The 18,672-nt window shown below is 69.7% G+C and carries 17 protein-coding genes and 1 tRNA gene; 9 read left to right on the forward strand and 9 right to left on the reverse strand.

Annotated elements, in window-relative coordinates:
• The first annotated feature begins 1 nt into the window (after position 1).
• The 6 genes from ACXJKD_RS06610 to ACXJKD_RS06635 all read left to right on the forward strand — a co-directional run bounded on the left by ACXJKD_RS06610 (position 2) and on the right by ACXJKD_RS06635 (position 5,695).
• Complete coding sequence (locus tag ACXJKD_RS06610; protein ID WP_057378032.1) at positions 2–1,096, forward strand: Gfo/Idh/MocA family protein; 1,095 nt, start codon at positions 2–4, stop codon at positions 1,094–1,096.
• Positions 1,093–2,013 carry a sugar phosphate isomerase/epimerase family protein gene (locus ACXJKD_RS06615; protein WP_457253668.1) on the forward strand — a complete coding sequence of 307 codons (921 nt, stop codon included), beginning with the start codon at positions 1,093–1,095 and terminating at the stop codon, positions 2,011–2,013. Before ACXJKD_RS06610 ends, ACXJKD_RS06615 begins: the two co-directional genes overlap by 4 nt.
• A 26-nt stretch (positions 2,014–2,039) precedes the next feature.
• Positions 2,040–2,669, forward strand: a complete 630-nt coding sequence (locus tag ACXJKD_RS06620) for a gluconate 2-dehydrogenase subunit 3 family protein (RefSeq protein WP_057378034.1) — start codon at positions 2,040–2,042, stop codon at positions 2,667–2,669.
• The gene (locus ACXJKD_RS06625) at positions 2,666–4,303 is read left to right on the forward strand and encodes a GMC family oxidoreductase (protein ID WP_457253669.1); all 1,638 of its coding nucleotides are present in this window, start codon (positions 2,666–2,668) and stop codon (positions 4,301–4,303) included. The genes ACXJKD_RS06620 and ACXJKD_RS06625 overlap by 4 nt, the downstream gene beginning before the upstream one ends.
• 288 nt (positions 4,304–4,591) lie before the next feature.
• Positions 4,592–5,122, forward strand: a complete 531-nt coding sequence (locus ACXJKD_RS06630; protein ID WP_457253670.1) for a helix-turn-helix domain-containing protein — start codon at positions 4,592–4,594, stop codon at positions 5,120–5,122.
• A gap of 144 nt (positions 5,123–5,266) precedes the next feature.
• The gene (locus ACXJKD_RS06635; protein ID WP_457253671.1) at positions 5,267–5,695 is read left to right on the forward strand and encodes a DUF6036 family nucleotidyltransferase; all 429 of its coding nucleotides are present in this window, start codon (positions 5,267–5,269) and stop codon (positions 5,693–5,695) included.
• Between the two features lie 272 nt (positions 5,696–5,967).
• On the opposite strand, the gene ACXJKD_RS06640 is transcribed toward ACXJKD_RS06635, so the two are convergent.
• Positions 5,968–6,044: transfer RNA gene (locus ACXJKD_RS06640), tRNA-Met, on the reverse strand.
• 115 nt (positions 6,045–6,159) lie between these two features.
• Positions 6,160–9,234 carry a UPF0182 family membrane protein gene (locus tag ACXJKD_RS06645; protein ID WP_457253672.1) on the reverse strand — a complete coding sequence of 1,025 codons (3,075 nt, stop codon included), beginning with the start codon at positions 9,232–9,234 and terminating at the stop codon, positions 6,160–6,162.
• 155 nt (positions 9,235–9,389) lie between these two features.
• On the opposite strand from ACXJKD_RS06645, the gene ACXJKD_RS06650 reads away from it, so the two are divergent.
• Positions 9,390–9,926 (forward strand): PPA1309 family protein, encoded by a 537-nt coding sequence (locus tag ACXJKD_RS06650; protein ID WP_457253673.1) that lies wholly within the window; start codon positions 9,390–9,392, stop codon positions 9,924–9,926.
• Positions 9,927–9,963: 37 nt separating this feature from the next.
• On the opposite strand, the gene ACXJKD_RS06655 is transcribed toward ACXJKD_RS06650, so the two are convergent.
• The 3 genes from ACXJKD_RS06655 to ACXJKD_RS06665 are packed head-to-tail and all read right to left on the reverse strand — an operon-like array spanning position 9,964 to position 12,643.
• Entirely contained in the window at positions 9,964–11,037 is a 1,074-nt protein-coding gene (locus tag ACXJKD_RS06655) for a YlbL family protein (protein ID WP_457253674.1), read from the reverse strand.
• Positions 11,034–11,486 (reverse strand): molybdenum cofactor biosynthesis protein MoaE, encoded by a 453-nt coding sequence (locus ACXJKD_RS06660; protein WP_457253675.1) that lies wholly within the window; start codon positions 11,484–11,486, stop codon positions 11,034–11,036. The genes ACXJKD_RS06655 and ACXJKD_RS06660 overlap by 4 nt, the downstream gene beginning before the upstream one ends.
• A complete protein-coding gene (locus ACXJKD_RS06665; protein WP_457253676.1) occupies positions 11,483–12,643 on the reverse strand; it encodes an NAD-dependent epimerase/dehydratase family protein in 1,161 nt (386 codons plus the stop codon). Before ACXJKD_RS06665 ends, ACXJKD_RS06660 begins: the two co-directional genes overlap by 4 nt.
• Positions 12,644–12,704: 61 nt before the next feature.
• On the opposite strand from ACXJKD_RS06665, the gene ACXJKD_RS06670 reads away from it, so the two are divergent.
• Both ACXJKD_RS06670 and ACXJKD_RS06675 read left to right on the forward strand, forming a co-directional pair.
• On the forward strand, positions 12,705–14,225 hold the full coding sequence (locus ACXJKD_RS06670; protein ID WP_457253677.1) for a zinc-dependent metalloprotease: 1,521 nt from the start codon (positions 12,705–12,707) through the stop codon (positions 14,223–14,225).
• Positions 14,222–14,806, forward strand: a complete 585-nt coding sequence (locus ACXJKD_RS06675; RefSeq protein WP_457253678.1) for an NUDIX hydrolase — start codon at positions 14,222–14,224, stop codon at positions 14,804–14,806. The genes ACXJKD_RS06670 and ACXJKD_RS06675 overlap by 4 nt, the downstream gene beginning before the upstream one ends.
• Positions 14,807–14,834: 28 nt before the next feature.
• Here ACXJKD_RS06675 and ACXJKD_RS06680 read toward each other — a convergent pair whose 3' ends face one another.
• From ACXJKD_RS06680 to ACXJKD_RS06695, 4 genes are all read right to left on the reverse strand, one after another.
• Positions 14,835–15,404: a M48 metallopeptidase family protein gene (locus ACXJKD_RS06680; protein ID WP_457253679.1), complete on the reverse strand. Its 570-nt coding sequence runs from the start codon at positions 15,402–15,404 to the stop codon at positions 14,835–14,837.
• 89 nt (positions 15,405–15,493) lie between these two features.
• Positions 15,494–16,561, reverse strand: a complete 1,068-nt coding sequence (locus tag ACXJKD_RS06685) for a phosphotransferase family protein (protein ID WP_457253680.1) — start codon at positions 16,559–16,561, stop codon at positions 15,494–15,496.
• Positions 16,558–17,319, reverse strand: a complete 762-nt coding sequence (locus ACXJKD_RS06690) for an SDR family NAD(P)-dependent oxidoreductase (RefSeq protein WP_457253681.1) — start codon at positions 17,317–17,319, stop codon at positions 16,558–16,560. The genes ACXJKD_RS06685 and ACXJKD_RS06690 overlap by 4 nt, the downstream gene beginning before the upstream one ends.
• Positions 17,316–18,566: an acyl-CoA dehydrogenase family protein gene (locus tag ACXJKD_RS06695; protein WP_457253682.1), complete on the reverse strand. Its 1,251-nt coding sequence runs from the start codon at positions 18,564–18,566 to the stop codon at positions 17,316–17,318. Before ACXJKD_RS06695 ends, ACXJKD_RS06690 begins: the two co-directional genes overlap by 4 nt.
• Between the last annotated feature and the right edge of the window lie 106 nt (positions 18,567–18,672).

Raw genomic sequence — 18,672 nt, forward strand, 5'->3', positions numbered from 1 at the left:
CATGCCCGCACTGCGAGCTGGAATCATCGGCGCCGGCTTCATCGGCGGTGTGCACGCCTATGCCGTGCGAGCAAGCGGAGGAGTGGTGACGCAAGTCGCCGATCACTCCCCCGAGGCAGCGGCCCACGCCGCCGTTCGGCTCGGAGCCCAATCAGGCGCCGAGTCCGCCGAGGCGCTCATCGCCTCGGACGACGTCGACGTGGTGCACATCTGCACACCGAATGACACGCACTACGACCTGGCGCTCGCCGCAATGCAAGCCGGGAAGGCGGTCATCTGCGAGAAGCCGCTGGCCATCAGCGCGGAGCGCGCCGCCCTCTTGGCCCAGACGGCCGAGGCCACCGGCGCGGTCACCGCAGTGCCGTTCGTCTACCGCTTCTACCCCTCCGTCCGTGAGGCGAGGCACCGCATCTCCAGCGGACAGGCGGGAGACCTGTGGATGCTGCACGGCTCCTATCTCCAGGACTGGCTCTCCGGCTCACAGGAAACAAACTGGAGGGTGGACCCGGCCAGAGGCGGTGGGTCGCGAGCATTCGGCGACATCGGTGTCCACTGGTGCGACGTCATGGAGTTCACCACCGGACACCGCATCACACGTCTCGTGTCCCGGATGTCCCAGGCCTATGCCAGCCGAGCAGGCACCGACGGCGGTTCGGTTGTGGGAACCGAGGACGGCGCAACCGTGATGTTCGAGACCGACCGCGGCGCGACCGGCTCGGTGGTAGCCAGCCAAGTGTCGCTGGGCCGCAAGAACCGCCTCTGGTTCTCCTTTGACGGGACCGAGGCGGCCTACGTCTTCGACCAGGAACTCCCGGACTCTCTGTGGATCGGTGGGCGATCCTCCAGCCAGATAGTCCCCCGTGGACCGGATACGTTCGCCGCCGGTGGCGGCGCCGACTACTCGCGCCTGCCTGCCGGACACCCACAGGGATACCAGGACAGCTTCACCGCGTTCATGGCAGATGCGTATGCCGCGGTGTCCGGCCCGCGGCCCGAAGGACTTCCCAGCTTCAGCGACGGCCACCGGGCCGCCGTCATCACCGAGGCCGTCCTGGCCTCGGCTGCCAAGGACTCTTGGGTGGAGGTGCCCTCGTGAAACTCGGATTCCTCACGTCCTGCCTGCCGGACCGGCCCCTCGAAGACATTGCCAGGTGGGCGGCGGAACACGACTATGAGGCGCTGGAGGTGGCAGCTTGGCCAGCACTCGGTGATCGACCGTTCACGGCTAGCCACATCGCGGCCGAGTCGTTCACCGACGGCGACGCCGAGAAGATCCGTGCGCTCTTCGAACAGCACGATCTCTCCCTGTCGTCCCTGGCGTTCTATGACAACAACCTCCACCCCGATCCCCAGGAACGACAGGCGATCAACGACCACGTCATCGCGTGCATCGACGCTGCTGCTCTCCTCGATGTCCCCACCGTCGGGACGTTCATCGGCCGCCATCCCGGCCAGAGCGTGGCGGACAACCTTCGCGAGGCCGAGAGGATCTTCCCGCGACTCGTGGACCACGCCGGCCAGAAGGGCGTCAAACTGGTCATCGAAAACTGCGTCATGGAGGGCTGGCACCCCGATGGCTATCCCGGAAACCTTGCGTACTCCCCCGAGCTCTGGGAGTGGATGTTCGGGCTGGGCCTCTACCTGAACTACGACCCGTCCCACCTGGTCTGGATGGGCATCGACCCCGTGGAGGCGCTGCGCCCCTACGTGGACCGCGTCGCCCACGCCCAGGCCAAGGACATCGAGCTGTTCCCGCACAAGCGGAACCGGTTCGGCTGGCCCGGGATTGCGGACAAGAGCGCGGACCCCTGGAACGTCGGCTGGTGGCGGTACCGCATCCCCGGCCGCGGTCAGGTCGACTGGAACCGCGTCGTGGACACGCTCTACGAGGGCGGGTTCGACGGCGTGCTGTCGGTGGAGCACGAGGACCCCGTCTGGGGTGGCAGCGAGGCCCGGATCGAAACCGGGCTGCTCGTCGCCCACCGCACCTTGCGACCACTCATCATCGCCTGACCCCCACGACTCGAACGGAGGCCTCCATGGCCGACACCTTCCTCGACGCCCACCAGCGGGAGACGATAGAGGCGGCAATGGCCCGTGTCATCCCGACTGACGACACACCCGGAGCACGCGAGGCCGGCACGATCGACTTCCTCGACCGCTACCTCTCTGGCATCGACTACATCTACGCCCTCCCTGACGGGAGCGGGTTCGAGACGCTCACTGGCCCGCGGGCGTTGGCTTGGCAGCAGCGGGTGGACCACGCGCGCAGCGTGTACATGTCCGGGGTCGTCGAGCTCGACAAGCGGGCCGACAACGCCCACGGCAGGCCCTTCGTCGATCTCGACGATGGGCAGCAGGACGACGTCCTTCGCGGCCTTGAGCGCGGCACGACGGCCCCAACCATCAACTATGGCGGTCCCGAAGAGCCGGCACTGCAGCAGACCAACGCCGAGTCCGACCTCGACTTCTTCGGCCTGCTCGTGACGCACACCCGGCAGGGCTTTCTCGCAGATCCGATCTACGGCGGCAACCGCGGCCAGGTCGGCTGGCAGACCATCGGCTTCCCCGGGCCGAAGGATCTCGCGGAGGTGCACACCGGCCAGTACACGACACGCCAGTACTTCTCCGACAACCCGACCCACCGCAGCCTGCAGGAGCCCTCATGACCATCCGCGCGACCAAGCCCGAGAAAGTCGATGCAGTGGTCATCGGGGCGGGCGCCTCGGGGGCGGCCGCGGCGAAGGTGCTCACCGAGGGTGGCATGCGCGTGGTCGCCCTCGAGAAGGGGCCCTGGCGAACCAAGGAGACCTTCGGTGGGGACGAGCTGGCCAACGTCAACCGCTACAACCTCTGGCCGGATCCCCTGCTGAACCCCCGCACATCGCGGCGCGACACCGAGAGCGAAGCGGAGGTCGACCTCTTCTGCCCGGTTCCGCAGATGGTCGGGGGCGGGACGGTCCACTGGCAGGGGTGGCTTCCACGGTTCACCGAGAACGACTTCCGGCTACGCAGCATTGCGGGCGAGCTGCCCGGGACCACGCTTGCTGACTGGCCGATCACGTACGCCGAGCTGGAGCCGTACTATGACAAGGTCGAGTGGGCTTTCGGCGTCTCGGGACAGGCGGGCGCGAACGCGTTCGAGTCCTTCCGCTCCCGGGGCTACCCCTGCCCGCCGATGCCCCAGTCCCGCTACGCCGAGAAGTTCCACCTCGGCTGCGAACACCTCGGCTGGAACTCGTTCCCGACTCCGCAGGCAGCCCTGTCCCAACCGTTCAACGGGCGGCCCGCCACCGTCATCAGCGCCTTCGCGCAACAGCACGGCGATCCCAGCGGCACCCGGTCAAGCGCACTGAACGTGTTCATCCCCGATGCCCTCGCCACGGGCCGATGTGACCTCCGCGCGGATTCATACGTTCGTGAGCTCACCGTCGACTCGCAGGGACGCATCAAGAGCGCCGTCTACGAAGACTCCGCGGGCGTTCTGGTGGAGCAGGAGGCCGATGTCTTCATCCTTGCCTGTGGCGCCGTGGAGACCGCTCGGCTGATGCTGCTCTCGACCTCCTCGAGATTCGCCAACGGACTCGCCAACGGCAGCGACCTCGTAGGCCGCAACGTCACCTTCCATGAGTACAGCGCGTCGGTCGGCACCTTCGAGGATCCGATCAATGCCTGGGCCGGCGGCGGCTACGTCAGCGCGAGCAGTTTCCAGTTCTACGAGCACGACGACTCCCGGGGATTCGTCAGTGGCGGGCACATTGCTGCCGCGGGCGTCGGCATACCCCTCCCTATCAACTGGGGACTGCCGGGTCGACCCACCTGGGGCGCTGAGGCCAAGCAGAACGATCGCGACTACTTCAGCCACAGCATGGCTGTCGCCATGGTCCTGCACGACATGCCGCAGCACGAAAACCGTGTCGACCTCGACCCCAACGTCAAGGATGCCTGGGGGCTGCCGGTCGCCCGCATCACCCTTCAAACCCACCAGAACGATATCGACCAGGGCAGGTTCCTGGTCGACCGGTGCGGGGAGATCCTCGACGCTGCCGGAGCCAAGCAGGTCGACCGCGTCTACGCCGAGAAGGTGACAGGCAACTGTTCTCACCAGCACGGTACCGCCCGGATGGGTGACGACCCCGAGTTGTCAGTTCTGGACCGCAACTGCCGCGCCCACGAGGTCGACAACCTATTCGTCGTCGACGGCTCTCCGTTCCCCACGGCCACAGGAGCGAACCCGACACTCACCATCATGGCCAACGCCTGGCGGGTCTCCGACCACATCTTGTCGAACCGAGCAAGCTAGTCAGAGACACGAGGACTCCGCCCGGGTAATCCCTGCTAGTTCGTGGTATTGGGGGCAGGACTTGAACCAGTGACCTCCGGGTTAGGAGCCAGCCCCACCACGTCTCGCACGTCCCGCAACCTCTCCCCTGCCGCACGAAATCTCGGCGCAGCGTCCCTGACGTCGCGGCACGTCCAAGGCGTCCCGCCACCTCCCGGTACACATCTGGCCACATCCCACAGACGCAAAAAACGCAAATCTTGTGCTTCCAATTTGTGTTTTTGGTGTTTACGGCGGAGGATGGTTGTCATGAGATTGGCGGACGTTCAGCATGCGACGACGACGGAGAGTGAGGACTTGCTCACCACCGGCGAGGTCGCGCGCCTACTTTCGAGCTCACGTCAACACGTAGTCGACCTGTGCAACAGCGGGGAGCTTCCGTTTCAAACTGTCGGCCGGCACCGGCGAATTCGCCGTCGTGACGTGGAGGCCCTGCGGAACCGGACTCTGCGCCCCAGTCGTGACCAGCGCCGCAGCCAGTGGCTCAACATGGCCGTGGCGGGAAAGCTCGTGGCCGAACCGGACCAGGTCCTGGCACTCGCGCGGGAGAACCTCGAGAGGCTGCAGCGCAAGCATTCCCGTGGCCAAGGCGCGTACTGGCTGAGCCAGTGGCAAGAGGTCCTTGAGGGTCCCGTCGACCAGGTCCTGAATGTTCTGACGTCGCCTACCCCCTGGGCGCGCGAGATGAGGCAGAACTCCCCGTTCGCTGGCGTCTTGTCGGACGAGGAACGGACGAAGGTCCTTGAGGCGTTTCGGGACACCGACAGGTCGTCGCGTTGAAGCGCGACGGACTTGAACACATCCTGCGCGCCGCGTCCCGCATCGTCGGCGACCAAGACGTGATCGTGGTGGGCAGCCAGTCAATCCTGGGCACGTTCACTGAGGACGAGTTGCCCGAGGAGGCGCGCGTCCATCGAAGCGGACGTGACTTTCTATGCCGACCCGGACAATGAAAAGTCCGACAGCGTTGACATGCACATCGGTGAGGACTCCGCCTTCCACGACATGTACGGGCACTACGCCCAAGGGGTGAACATCGAGGTGGCGCACCTTCCTGCGAAGTGGCGGTCGCGAATCGTGGTGCATAGCAGTGACGCGACCGAGGGTGCGCGAGGGCACTGCTTGGAGGCACATGACTTGGTCGTGTCGAAGCTGGTCGCTGGTCGCGCGAAGGACGTCGAGTTCGCCAGTGCCCTTCTGTTGGCTGGCCTGGTCAGCCCCCGGCTGTTGGTGTCCCGGGCTGCGGAGTTGGAGGTTCCCGCTGAAATAGGCCGGGTAACCAAGTGGGTCGCGGGCTGGGTGGCCAAGCACGCCGCAGGCAAGCCGGACCAGACCACGTCTCATACATCCTGACTGCCCAGACTTCCGAGCCTCATTGCTCCCGCGGCGAAACCACTAACCGAGCCCCACGCTGCGATCGTCCGGATATCGACCCGGCGACACCCTGAAACGGCGTCCGCCCTCGTCCGTCGCGGCGTCTCATGCGTTCCTGCCTTGTCCAGGCCGTCCCAGTGCGTCCAACCGGCGCACGAGCGCCCCGACCCCGCTGGCTACACATTGGGCCACACGAGCCAACGCCAGAGGCCCCCTCCCCGAAGGGAAAGGGCCTCTGACCTGCTACTTCGTGGTAGCGGGGGCAGGATTTGAACCTGCGACCTCCGGGTTATGAGCCCGGCGAGCTACCGAGCTGCTCCACCCCGCGTCGGTAGACACCACCTTACGGGAAGCCCTGCGCCCGAACCAAATCGGTCCGTGCGCAGGGCTTCCGCAGCAGGTCAGGCGGCGGACGTCACCGCACGAGGGTCACCGCACCCGGGTCATGGCGTGGACGTCGTGGTCGGCGTCGCCGTGGGGGTGGCGGTCGTGGTCGGCGACGGCTTCACCGTCACCGAACCACCCTTGGGCGCAGCCGCCACGGCCCGCTGGATCGCCTCGCTGAGCTGCTTCTGTGCGGTGCCGTATGCCGCGAAGTCACCGGCCTTGAGCGCCTTCTGGCCCGCGTCGTAGGCCGCCTGGATGTCGGCCAGCGCCTTGGCGAGGGCAGCCGAGTCCGCGGGCGGCGGCGTGGTGGGGGTCCCGCCCGGGGTGGTCGGCGGGGTCGAGCCCGAGTCCCCTGCGGTGGCCCCGGAGTTGCCGCCGAAGAGTCCGTCCAGCGCACCGTCGAGCGTGTAGGCCCAGGCGAGCTTGTCACCGAACGCGACCACCGTGGCCCGCTGGAGGGGGAACGCCGAGTCGCCCTGGGCCCGCACGTAGATCGGCTGAACGTAGAGCAGGCCACCACCGACGGGCAGGGTGAGCAGGTTGCCCAGCGTGACGCTCGACCCGCTCTGGCGGGCGTTGTTGAGGAACTGGCTCAGGTTCAGGGCAGAGTCCGGCGAGGTGGCGTTGGAGGAGCCGATCTCGTTCTGCACCTGCCCCGGGCCGCTGACCTGGCTGTCCTTGGGCAGCGTGAGCAGCCGCATCGTGCCGTAGTCGCTGCTGCGCTGCCCCTTCGTCGACCCGGCATCCGCGTCGACCGCGAGGAAGCCGGTCAGGATCTGCCGGTCACCGACGGGCTTGAACGTCGTCGTGATCGAGAAGCGGGCGTCGTCCTGGTCGGGCATCTTGAGGGTCAGGTAGTAGGGCGGCTGCACGACGCTCGCCTCCTGGGCCGGGTCCTCGGGGATCTGCCAGTAGTCCTGGCCGCCGTAGAACGACGCGGCGTCGGTCACGTGGTACTTCGCCAGCATCTGGCGCTGCACCTTGAAGAGGTCCTCGGGGTAGCGGATGTGCGACATCAGGTCTGCGCTCATGTCGCTCATCGGGAGCACGGTGTTGTCGAACGCGTTGCTCCACGCCTTGAGCAGCGGGTCCTTGTCGTCCCAGGCGTAGAGCTTCACCGACCCGTCGTAGGCGTCCACGGTGGCCTTCACCGAGTTGCGCATGTAGTTGACCTGGCCGCTCCCGATGGTGGTGACCGCACTGGACCGCGCGGTCACGGAGTCGGAGGTCGCGCTGTCGATGTCGGTGAGGCGCGAGTAGGGGTAGTCGGCCGACGTCGTGTAGCCGTCGATGATCCACTGCACCCGACCGTCCACGACCGCGGGATAGGGGTTCCCGTCAGGGGTCAACCACGGAGCGACCCGCTCCACCCGCTCGAGCGGCTCGCGGTGGTCGAGGATCCGGCTCTTGTCGTTGACGGCGTCGGACAGCAGGAGGTTGAGCTCGCGGTACTTCAGCGCGTAGGCGAGCTTGCGCGGCAGCGAGCCGAGCGCGACACCGCCCTTGCCGGTGTAGGTGCTGTTCTTCTGCCCGGCCGCGCTGTTGTCCGGGTAGTCGAACTCGCGCGGGTTGCTGCCCGCCGCCGCTCCGACGATGGAGTACGACGGGGACTGCTCGCCGAAGTAGATGCGCGGCTCGAAGTCGGGCAGCTCGCCGGCCTGGGGGATGTTCCGCTCGTAGAACACCGGCTGGCCATCGGTCGTGCGCTGGTTGCCGAACGCGGCGACCAGGCCGAAGCCGTGGGTGTAGACGGTGTGGTCGTTGAGCCAGTTGCGCTGGTTGGCCGGGATGCCGTTCAGGTCGAGCTCGCGGACGGCCAGCACAGTGTCGCGCACCTTGCCGTCCACCTTGTAGCGGTCGACGTCGAGGGCGTCCGGGAACGCGTAGTAGGACTTCACCGACTGCAGCTGCTTGAACGTCGGCGAGACGACGATCGGGTCGACCAGGCGGATCCCGGGGATGGTCTCGGCGTCGTCGCGCAGCTGTCCCTGGGTCGCCTCAGTGGTCGCGGTGTAGCCCTCGGTCTTCACGTCGGCGATGCCGTAGGCAGCGCGGGTCGCCTTGATGTTGCGGTCGATGTAGATCTGCTCGCGGGACTTCTCCGAGGGCTTGACGATGAACCGCTGGTAGAGCGCCGGGTAGATGCTGCCCACGACGATCGAGGTGATGAGCAGCAGGGCGACGCCGACGATCGGCAGCCGCCACGAGCGCGACCAGATCGACGCGACGAACAGCCCGACGGTCATCAGCGCGGCGATGGCGAGGATCGCCTTGGCCGGCAGGACAGCGTGCGCGTCGGTGTAGCCGATGCCCGTCAGCAGTCGAGAGTCCTTGGTGGACAAGGCGTAGCGGTCGAACCAGTACGTGGCGGCGCGCACGAGGACCAGTGCTGCCACGAGGATGGCCAGGTGGGTCCGGGCTGCGCGCGACGTGCGCTCGGCGCGCGACTGGATCTGCAGCCCGCCGTAGACGTAGTGCGTGAACGCCGCGGCCAGCGTCGCCATCACCAGCGCCATCGTGAGGAAACCCAGCAGGAACTGGATCCACGGCAGCGTGAACATGAAGAACGACAGGTCCTTGCCGAACTGCGGGTCCTTCGTCCCGAAGGGCACGCCGTTGCGCCACAGCAGGTAGGTCTTCCACTGCCCTGACGCGCCCGTGCCCGCGAGCAGGCCCAGGATTGCGGGGATCGCGAAGATGGCGACCTTCCGCAGCGGTTCGATCGCCTCGCGGTACTGGTCGAGGTTCTGCTGCTGGGCGGTGACCGGAGCGTAGATCGGGCGGGTGCGGTAGGCGACGATCAGGCTGGACGCCACGACTGCCGCCGTCAGCACGAACGCGACGACGAAGAGCAGGATCTTGGTGGTCAGCTCGGTGACGAAGACCTGCTGGTAGCCGACCGAGTTGAACCACAGCACGTCGGTCCACAAGGACGCCATCAGCGACACCGCGAAGCCCAGGACCACCAGCACGACCAGGGTCGGCACCAACGGTCCGCGGCGCCTGCCGAAGGTCAGCGTCGGGGGACGACGGCCACCGGGGCCGGAGCCGGCTCCTCGCGGCGTCCCCTCCGGTCTGCCGCCCTCGCCACCCGGCTCGCCCTGGCCGAACCATTCAGAGGAAGAACTCACGCCACGCCCGATCATCCGTGCGACCGCCCGCGGTGGTCGCCTGCTGTAGTGGGTCCAACTTACCGAGCGCCTGTGGGGTTCCCACGGCAACCTTGGACACGGGTTGGCACCACCTGTGCACCGACTGGGTATGCCGCATACGGCACCATGGGCGGGTGAGCCAGACCTCCCGCCCTGTCGCCGACCCGCTGTCCATCGCCGCGCTGGACACCGAACGCCACGTCGCCGCCGCCGGGTGGGACCAGAACCCGCGGCTGTTCGCCCTGGTGCCGACCGCCGAGCTGCTCGAGCGCGAGCCCCACCTGCGCGCCCAGATGCGCGGGTCCGACCTGGCCGAGGGCGCGCTCAGCGCGGTCGAGCAGGAGGACCTCCCCCGCACCTCCAACCTCGAGAGCCTGCTCGGCGGCATCGCCTGGCCCGACAGCGTCGTCGGGGCGGCCCTCGCCGTCGAGCGCATCGTCGTGCCGCCGGAGGCCGAGCGCGACCTGCCGGCCCACACCGAGTCGGCGGTCGACGCGCTGGCCGCCCACCCCGGGCGTCAGGACGTGCGGCTGCTGGTCGCGGTGACCCGCGACGGCCAGAGCCGATGCCTGCTGCGCCAGCGGGCCAACGACAGCGACGACAAGGTCGCCCTCGGCGACGAGATCGCCCCTGGCCTGGTCCACGCGCTCACGGCGACGCTGCAGGCCTGAGCCGGCCGCGCGGCATACCCGCTAGCGCTCCACGCGGTTACTTCGTGCAGGTGGGGAGCGAGTCGGTGCGCTTGTCGGCGATCGCCTCGACCGCGGACCTGGCCTCGTCGAAGGTCGCGATCCTGACCACCCGCAGGCCGTCGGGCACGTGGCCGACGACCTCGTCGCAGTTGTCGGCCGGGGCGAGGAACCACGTGGCACCCCCTTCGTGCGCGCCGACGAGCTTCTGGCGGATGCCACCGATCGGCCCCACCTGACCCTTGGCGTTGATCGTGCCGGTGCCGGCGATCTGCGCGCCGCCGGTCAGCGGACCGGGCGTCAGGGTGTCGTAGACGGCCAGCGAGAACATCGTGCCGGCCGAGGGACCACCGACCTCGCCGGCGTTGATCTTCACGTCGATCGGGAACTCGAACCGGACACCGAGGAAGACCCCGACCGTGGCCCGGCCGTCGGCAGCGCGGGTCTTGGCCTCGACCGCCACGGGCTTGCCGTCGCGGACCAGTCCGAGGGCCACCGTCTCCCCCGGCCGGTGGGCCCCGACGCCGTCGCGGACGCCGGTCGAGTCGGTGACCGCCTTGCCGTCGACCGAGACGATCTCGTCACCTGCCTTGATCAGGCTCGCGGACGGCGCGTCTTTCGCGACCTGGGCCACGACGACGTGCTCGGTCACCTTCTGTCCGACCGCCTTGAGCGCCACCGCGACCGCCTCCTGCTGGGAGTCGATCATCTCGGCGGCGCTCTCCTCCTCGACCTGCTTGCCGGTCACGCCCTTGGGGAAGTACAGCTCCTCGTCGACGATGTCCTCGCTCGGACGGATCGCTGCGTTCAGCAGGTCCCAGACGGTGACCTTGTAGCCGGGCCCCCCGGAGATCCGCACGGTGGTGAAGTCGAGGGCGCCCTGCGTCGGGTAGGTCGGGGCGCCGGAGACGGTGATCAGCTGCTGGCCGGAGTGCTTTCCGAGGGTGTTCGTGACCGGGCCGGGCTTCATGATGACGTAGGGCAGGCCGACCATGACGGACAGCGCGCCGAGGGCGATCGCCAGGAAGAACCCGACCAGGCTCACGGTGGACTTGCGGCTGAGGCGGTAGGGGTCCTGCAGGGGCGTCGTCACGGCAGCCCCACCCACTCGTCGCTCCCGTCGGTGAACAGCTGGTGCTTCCAGATCGGGACCGTCCCCTTGAGGGTGTCGATGAGGTCGCGACAGGCGTCGAAGGCCTGTCCGCGGTGGGGCGCCGAGACGGCCGCCACGACGGCGAGGTCGCCGATCTCCAGGTGGCCCACCCGGTGCACGGCGGCGACCCGCGCCACCTCGTGCCGACCGGCGACCTCCGCGCAGACCCGGCTCAGGGTCTCCACGACGCTGGGGTGGGCGGTGTAGTCCAGGGCCGACACGTCGGCGCCGTGGTCGTGCTCCCGCACCACGCCGACGAAGAGGGCGATGCCCCCGCACCGGGGGTGCTGCACCGCCGTGAGCACCTCGTCGACGCTCAGCGGCTCGTCACGGACGTCGCTGAGCACCACCATGGGCTCGCTGTCGAGCTCCCTGACCGGATCGGTCATGCCGTTGAACCTTTCCTGCGGCGTCGCCGCATGATTGCCGCCGTTCCCACCAGGGCCACCGCGGCGCTGGCCGCTCCCAGAGCGGCATCCTTGCGGTCCAGTCTGCGTGCCGCCACCGCGTGCGACCCCCGGATCGCCTCCAGGAGCACGCCGAGACACGTCTCGTTGTCGTGGACCGGCACCCAGCCGCGACCGACCATCGTGCGGGCGGAGACCGCCCAGGGGAATGCCACGAAGGCAAGGTCGCTGGCAGGTGCCGGCAACACCCCAACGCGGTGGAGCCGGTCCGCAGTTCCCATCGCCGCCCTCAGGCTCAGCTCGACCTTGCGCATGCCGGTCAGCCGTTCGAGGTCGCGCTGCGTGAGGTGGCCCGCGGCCCCGACGGTCACGGCGCCAGTCACGCCCTGCGCCAGGACCAGCGCCACCGCGCTCCCCAGGTCGTCGACGTGGCAGAACTGCCACGCGGGCTCCGCGCCGCGCAGCGTGAGCAGCCGCGGGGCCTCGAAGTGACGCGTCACCACCGTGTCCACGCCGTCACCCACCAGCGCGGCAGGCCGCACGGCGGTGATGGTCAGCCCGGGGTGGACGTCGCGGGCCACCGCGATGAGCTGCTCGACGTCCATCAGGTCGCCGACCTGCCCCTCGTCGGACGCAGCCCGCAGCGGCGCGTCGTCGTCCAGCGGGACGGGGTTGTCGGCATGCGCGCCGTAGGTCTGCGCGGAGGTCACCACCACGAGGTGCCGCAGTCCCGCGGCGGCCGCCGAGGTGATGACCGTCTGCGCGACGCGCAGGTTGCGCTCACGCCGGGCTCGGGCGCCGATCGCCAGGTCGCGTTCGAGGTTGGTGCTCGTCGCCACGTATGCCGCGGCGCGGAGTCCCGAGAGCGCCGCAGCCAGGCTCGGGTCGCCCGGGTCGGCGTGCCGGAACTCGACTCCCCCGACCGCCGCAGGCTCGGTGCCCACCGCGACGACCGTGCCGATCCGCGCCTCTCCTTCGGTGCCACCAGGCTGCGCCGTGGTCGTGCCCCGCGCGGCTGCCGACACGAGGGCGCGCAGCACCGCACGACTCGCCGGGTCGGCCGTGCCGATCACCGCGACGTCGATCGCGCTACGCCGCGAGCGAACGGCGCCCCGTCCGGCCCGCCCGGGGGAACTCACTGTGGCCTCCGCGTGGTTGTCTAGTGAGAGACCATCCTCTCAGGACCGCTGAGGAGCAGTTGTGCCCGACCTTCCCCGTGACCATGACGACCAGGCTGACGACCAGGCTGACGACCAGGCTGACGACCAGCCCGACCCGCGCGACGAGTTCGACGACTCCACCGCCGACCCGAGCGGGCGACCGTCCGACGACGCCCTCGGCGATGCCCTGTCCCCGGAGATCGCGGAGGTGCTGGCGCGGCTGACCGGCGGCCAGGTCGACCCCGAGATGGCCAAGGCCCTCAAGGACATGGGTATCGACCAGGTCGACCCGGCGATGCTCCAGATGATGGTCGGCCAGATGCAGTCGATGTTCGCCAGCACCGACACCGACGCGTTCAACCTCACCCTCGCCACCGACACCGCCCGCAAGACGGTGTCCGAGGCGGGCGACTCGGTGGTCGGCGAGGCCGCGCAACGCCAGCTCGACCAGGCGGTCCAGGTGGCCGAGCTCTGGCTCGACGAGGTGACCGCCTTCGAAGCGCCCGGCATCTCGACGCACGCGTGGAGCCGGGCGGAGTGGGTCGAGGCGACGATGGCCACCTGGGGCACGCTCGTCGAGCCGGTGGCCGAGGGCGTGGGGCGGGCCGTCGGTGACGCCATGCGCGCCCAGCTCCAGCAGCTGGGCGAAGGGGGCCTGCCCGAGGGACTCCTGCCGGCCGGGATGGACCCCGCGGCCATGCTCGGTCAGATGGAGCCGATGCTCGCCAAGATGAGCGGTGCCATGTTCGGGCTACAGGTCGGCCAGGCCGTCGGCACCCTCGCCACCGAGACCGTCAGCGGCACCGAGGTCGGGCTCCCCCTGGTGGCCGACCGGTCGGTCGCGCTGCTGCCCGCCAACCTAGAAGCCTTCGCCGAGGGTCTCGGGGTCGATCTCGACCAGGTGCGGATCTACCTCGCGGTCCGGGAGGCCGCGCGGGTCCGGCTCTTCTCCGAGGTCCCGTGGATCGGGCCGCAGCTGGTCGCCGCCGTCCGCGACTACGCCCGCGACATCAGCATCGACACCGACCGCATCGAGAGCGCGTTGCAGTCCGTCGACGCCAGCGACGCGACCGCCCTCCAGTCCGCCCTCCAGGACCAGCTGTTCCGACCTGACCCCAGCCCCGCCCAGCGCGCCGCCCTGGCGCGGCTGGAGACCTACCTCGCGCTGGTCGAGGGCTGGGTCGACGTCGTCGCCGACCGCGCCACCCGGGAGCACCTGCCCCAGTCCGCAGCGCTCGGCGAGGCCGTCCGTCGCCGGCGGGCCACCGGCGGCCCGGCCGAGAAGGCGTTCGCCGGCCTGGTCGGTCTGGAGCTGCGCCCGCGCCGTCTGCGCGACGCCGCCAACCTCTGGGCCGCCCTCGAGGCCAAGCACGGACCGAACGGCCGCGACGCCGGGTGGGGCCACCCCGACGTCGCCCCCACCGGGGCGGACCTCGACGACCCGCTCGGCTACGTCGAGCGCTTCGGCACCTCCGAGAGCGCCGATCTCGACGCGGCCCTCGACGAGCTGCTCCGCGAGGGCGAGGCCGACCGGGGCGACGACGGCGCGGACGGGCGGTGACGGCACCGCCGACCGGCGTGCCCGCGGCATACCTCGCGTTGCGGGAGGACGAGCAACGCGTCCTCGCCGGCTGGACCGCACCCGACCCGGGACAGGACAGGCTGCGGCTCGAGCTGCTCGCGCACTGCGCCGAGCACCCGGACGCGATGTCGAAGCAGGGGCCACCAGCGCACCTCACGGCCAGCGCACTGGTGCTGAACCGTTCGCTCGACAAGGTGCTGCTCACCCTGCACGCGAAGGCCGGGCTGTGGCTGCAGTTCGGGGGTCACTTCGAGCCGGGCGACGAGTCGGTGCTGGCCGCGGCGACGCGCGAGGCCCGCGAGGAGTCCGGCATCGCCGACCTCGAGCTGCACCCGGAGCTCGCGCACCTCGACCGGCACGCGTTGCTGGCGTCGGGGTTCGGCCGGTGCACCGAGCACCTCGACCTGCGCTACGTCGGCGTCACCGACGACGAGGACGGGTATGCCGTGAGCGACGAGTCGCTCGACGTCGCCTGGTGGCCGGTGGACTCGCTACCCGAGGCCAGCCGCGACGAGATCGGACCCCTCGCCGAGGCAGCCCGGCGGGTGCTCGCCAGGTAGCCCCGGTGACCGAGCAGGTCGCCCCGGGTCAGTCGCTGGGACCGAAGTCGAGCGCGGCCTGGCCGAGCTCGTCGAACTCCGTCTCACCGTCGGACAGGTCGAGGCCGGCCGTCGCCGCGACGCCCTCGAGGTAGCCGCGCGCCCGCTCGAGCCGCGGGTAGCCCTCCAGCAACCGCCAGAAGTCTGGGCCGTGCCCCGGCGAGAGCAGGTGGGCCAGCTCGTGGAGGATCACGTAGTCGAGCACGAAGCCCGGCATGCCCCTGACCCTCGTGGAGATGCGGATGGTGCCGTCGGCGGGCGTGCAGGAGCCCCACCGGGAGTTCTGGTTGGTCACCCAGCGGATGCTCGTGGGCTTCGCCTGGCCCCCGAGGTAGCGCTGCGAGAGCTCGGCCGAACGGGTGCGCAGCTGGGCATCGCTGGGTCGTCGCTTCTTGTCACCCTTGGCCAGTCGCTCGAGCATCGTGTCGACCCACTGCTGCTCCTCGGCCTTGGTGAACCGCGCGGGGATGAGCACGATCGTGCGGCCGCCCTCGCGGTAGGCGCTGACGGTGCGGCGGCGCTTGCGGCTGCGCCGGACCTCGATGTCTGGACTCCCCATGCCACCACGATAGGCGAGCCGACCGACATGGCCGGTGATCCGCGCCGCGACGACGGCACCGCGACGCCAGGGCAGGGCGTGGGCACGGCTCAGGCCAGCAGCTGCGCCAGCCTGCGGTCGAGCACCTGCACGGCCGGTCCGAAGACGGCATACGCCTCGTTCGTGGTCTGCCCGTTGGCGTAGCGGTAGTAGATCTGCTGGGCGATGACAGCGAGCCGGAAGACGCCGTAGGCCTCGTAGAACACCGCGTCCTCGGCACTGACCTCACGACCCGCGCGCGCGCAGTAGCCCGCGATGAGCTCGGCCCTGGTGAGCATGCCGGGCAGGTGCGTAGGCACCCGTCGGAAGCTCTGGAAGTCGGCGTCGTCGTCGGCCTGCACCCAGTAGGCCAACGCCGCGCCGAGGTCCATCAACGGGTCGCCGACCGTGGCCATCTCCCAGTCGAAGATCCCCACGATGCGCGTGGGGTCGTCGTCGGCGAGGACGAGGTTGTCGAGCTTGTAGTCGTTGTGGATCACACAGCTGCCGACGTCGGCTGGCTGGTGCTCGTCGAGCCAGGCCATGGCGGCTTCGAGGTCGGGCTGGCCGGCGGTGTGCGCGCGCCGGTATCGGGTCGACCAGCCCTCGACCTGGCGGCGCACGTAGCCCTCACCCTTGCCCAGCGTGTCGAGCCCCGCCGCGGCCGGGTCGACCGAGTGCAGCTCCACGAGGACGTCGAGCATCGACTCGCAGAGCTGGCCGGCTTGGTCGGCTGACACGTCCACCGGCATCTCGCGACGAGGCACCGTCCCGACGAGGCGCTCCATGACGTAGAAGTCGCCGCCCACCACGGAGGGGTCGTCACACATCGCGACCATCGTTGCGACATAAGGAAAGACGGGTCCGAGCGCCGCCTGGATGCGGTGCTCGCGACCCATGTCGTGGGCACCTTTGGCCTTGGTGCCGCTCGGTCCCCGACGCAGCACGAGGTCGAGGCTGGGGAAGCGCAGGAGGTAGGTGAGGTTGGAGGCGCCGCCCGAGAACTGGAGCACCTCCGGCTCCCCCGCCAGCCCCGCGGCATACCGCTCGTCGGTGTGCGCGCGCAGCCACGCGACGGCCGCGTCGACGTCGAAGGCGTCCTCGGTGCGGACCGGTCGCGCGCCGGCGACCTCGCTCACCGCTCCTCCGCGAGCCGCGCCGCCTGGTGGCGCATCAAGGCGTCATATGCCGCGCGGTCGGCCCACTTGAGCGCGAAGGCCTGGCGGGCGGGTTCGTCGGGGACGATGACGTCGACGCCGTTGGCAACTCCCTCCAGCACCGCGGCGGCCACCTCGTCGGCCGTCACCGTCGCCCGTTCGATCAGGCCCGCCACGACGCGTCCGACCCGTCGGTCGGAGCCGCGCATCGAGCTGAGCAGGTTGGTCTTGAAGTAGGAAGGACAAACGGCAGATGCCTTGACACCAAAGGGATGCAGCTCGTGTCCGGTCGTCTCCGTGAAGGCCACGACGGCAGCCTTGACCGCGTTGTAGGAGCCCATGCCGGCGGCATGCACCAGCCCGGCGAGCGAGGCGACGTTGACCACGTGGCCGGACCGCTGCTGCTTGAACATCGGCGTGAAGGTGCGGGTGCCGCGGACCACACCGAGCAGGTTGACGTCGATGATCCGCTGCCACTCCTCGATGGTCGACAGCTCGATCCGGCCACCACCGGCGATGCCGGCGTTGTTGACGAGGATGTCGAGCCCACCCCAGGTCTGCTCGACGTGGGCCAGGGCGGCGGCCCAGTCGTCGTCGGACGTGATGTCGAGGACGAGGTCGACCTCGTCGGCGTCGCTGACGTCGGTGACCAGTACCTCGTCGCCGGCCGCCCGGAACGCGGTGACGAGGGCAGCGCCCAGACCCGAGGCTCCCCCCGTCACGAGGACCCGCCGGCTCACTGGTGCTTCCCGAGCTCGATGCGGCCGACGACGCTGCGGTGGACCTCATCGGGGCCGTCTGCCAGCCGCAGGGAGCGCGCGCCCACCCAGGCCGCCGCGAGCGGGAAGTCGGTCGTCATGCCAGCACCGCCGTGGAGCTGGATCGCGAGGTCGATGACGTCGAGAGCCATGGCGGGCACCTCGACCTTGATCTCGCTGACCGCGGACAGCGCCTCACGGGAGGCGCCCTGGTCGAGCAGCCAGGCCGCGTGCATGACGAGCAGGCGCGAGCGGTTGATGGCGATCCGGGCGTCGGCGATGCGCTCGAGGTTGCCGCCCAGCCTGGCGATCGGCTTCCCGAAGGCGGTCCGCTCGAGGGCGCGCTGGCAGGCCAGCTCGAGCGAACGCTCCGCGAGGCCGATGGCACGCATGCAGTGGTGCACGCGACCCGGCCCGAGCCGACCCTGGGCGATCTCGTAGGCGCGCCCGGGGCCGAGCAGGATGTTCGCGGTGGGCACCCTCACGTCGGTGAACGACACCTCGCCGTGGCCCAGCGGCTCGTCGTAGTAGCCCATCGTCGAGAGCATCCGCTCGACCTCCACGCCGGGGGCGTCGCGCGGCACGAGCACCATCGTGTGGCGGGAGTGCCGGTCGGCGTCGGGGTCGGACAGCCCCATGAAGACGAGGATCTGGCACTCCGGGTTGCCGATCCCGGTGGAGAACCACTTGCGGCCGTTGACGACCACCTCGTCGCCCTCGATGACCGCGGTGGCCGCCATGTTGGTGGCGTCGGAGGAGGCCACCTCCGGCTCGGTCATGCAGAAGGCGCTGCGGATCCGCGCGTCGAGCATCGGCTCGAGCCACTCCCGCTGCTGGTCGGGCGTGCCGTACCTGAGCAGCACCTCCATGTTGCCGGTGTCGGGCGCGTTGCTGTTGAACACCAGCGGCGCGATGGCGGAGCGACCCATCACCTCGGCCACCGGCGCGTAGTCGACGTTCGAGAGGCCTTCGCCGCCGTCGGTGCCGAACTCCGCGGCATACCGTCCGGCGTGCTCCTGGGGCAGGAACAGGTTCCACAAGCCCTGCGACCGCGCCTTGGCCTGCAGCTCCTTGATGACCGGCGAGGGCGTCCACGGATCGCCGCCGCTCTCGCGCCTGCCCTGGATCTCGGCGTGCAGGGCCGCCTCGACCGGCTCGATCTCGGTGTCGAGGAAGGCACGCACGCGGTCGCGCAGGTCGGTGGCGCGCGGAGACAGGGAGAAGTCCATGCGCCCGACCCTAGTGAAGCCGCCGAGGGCTCGCCCGTCCCCACTTCTGGCCACCCATGCCGCATCGACCCCTTCCTATCGGACCCGGGTGCGACACCGGTGGCCC

Source organism: Pedococcus sp. P5_B7, assembly GCF_054049895.1.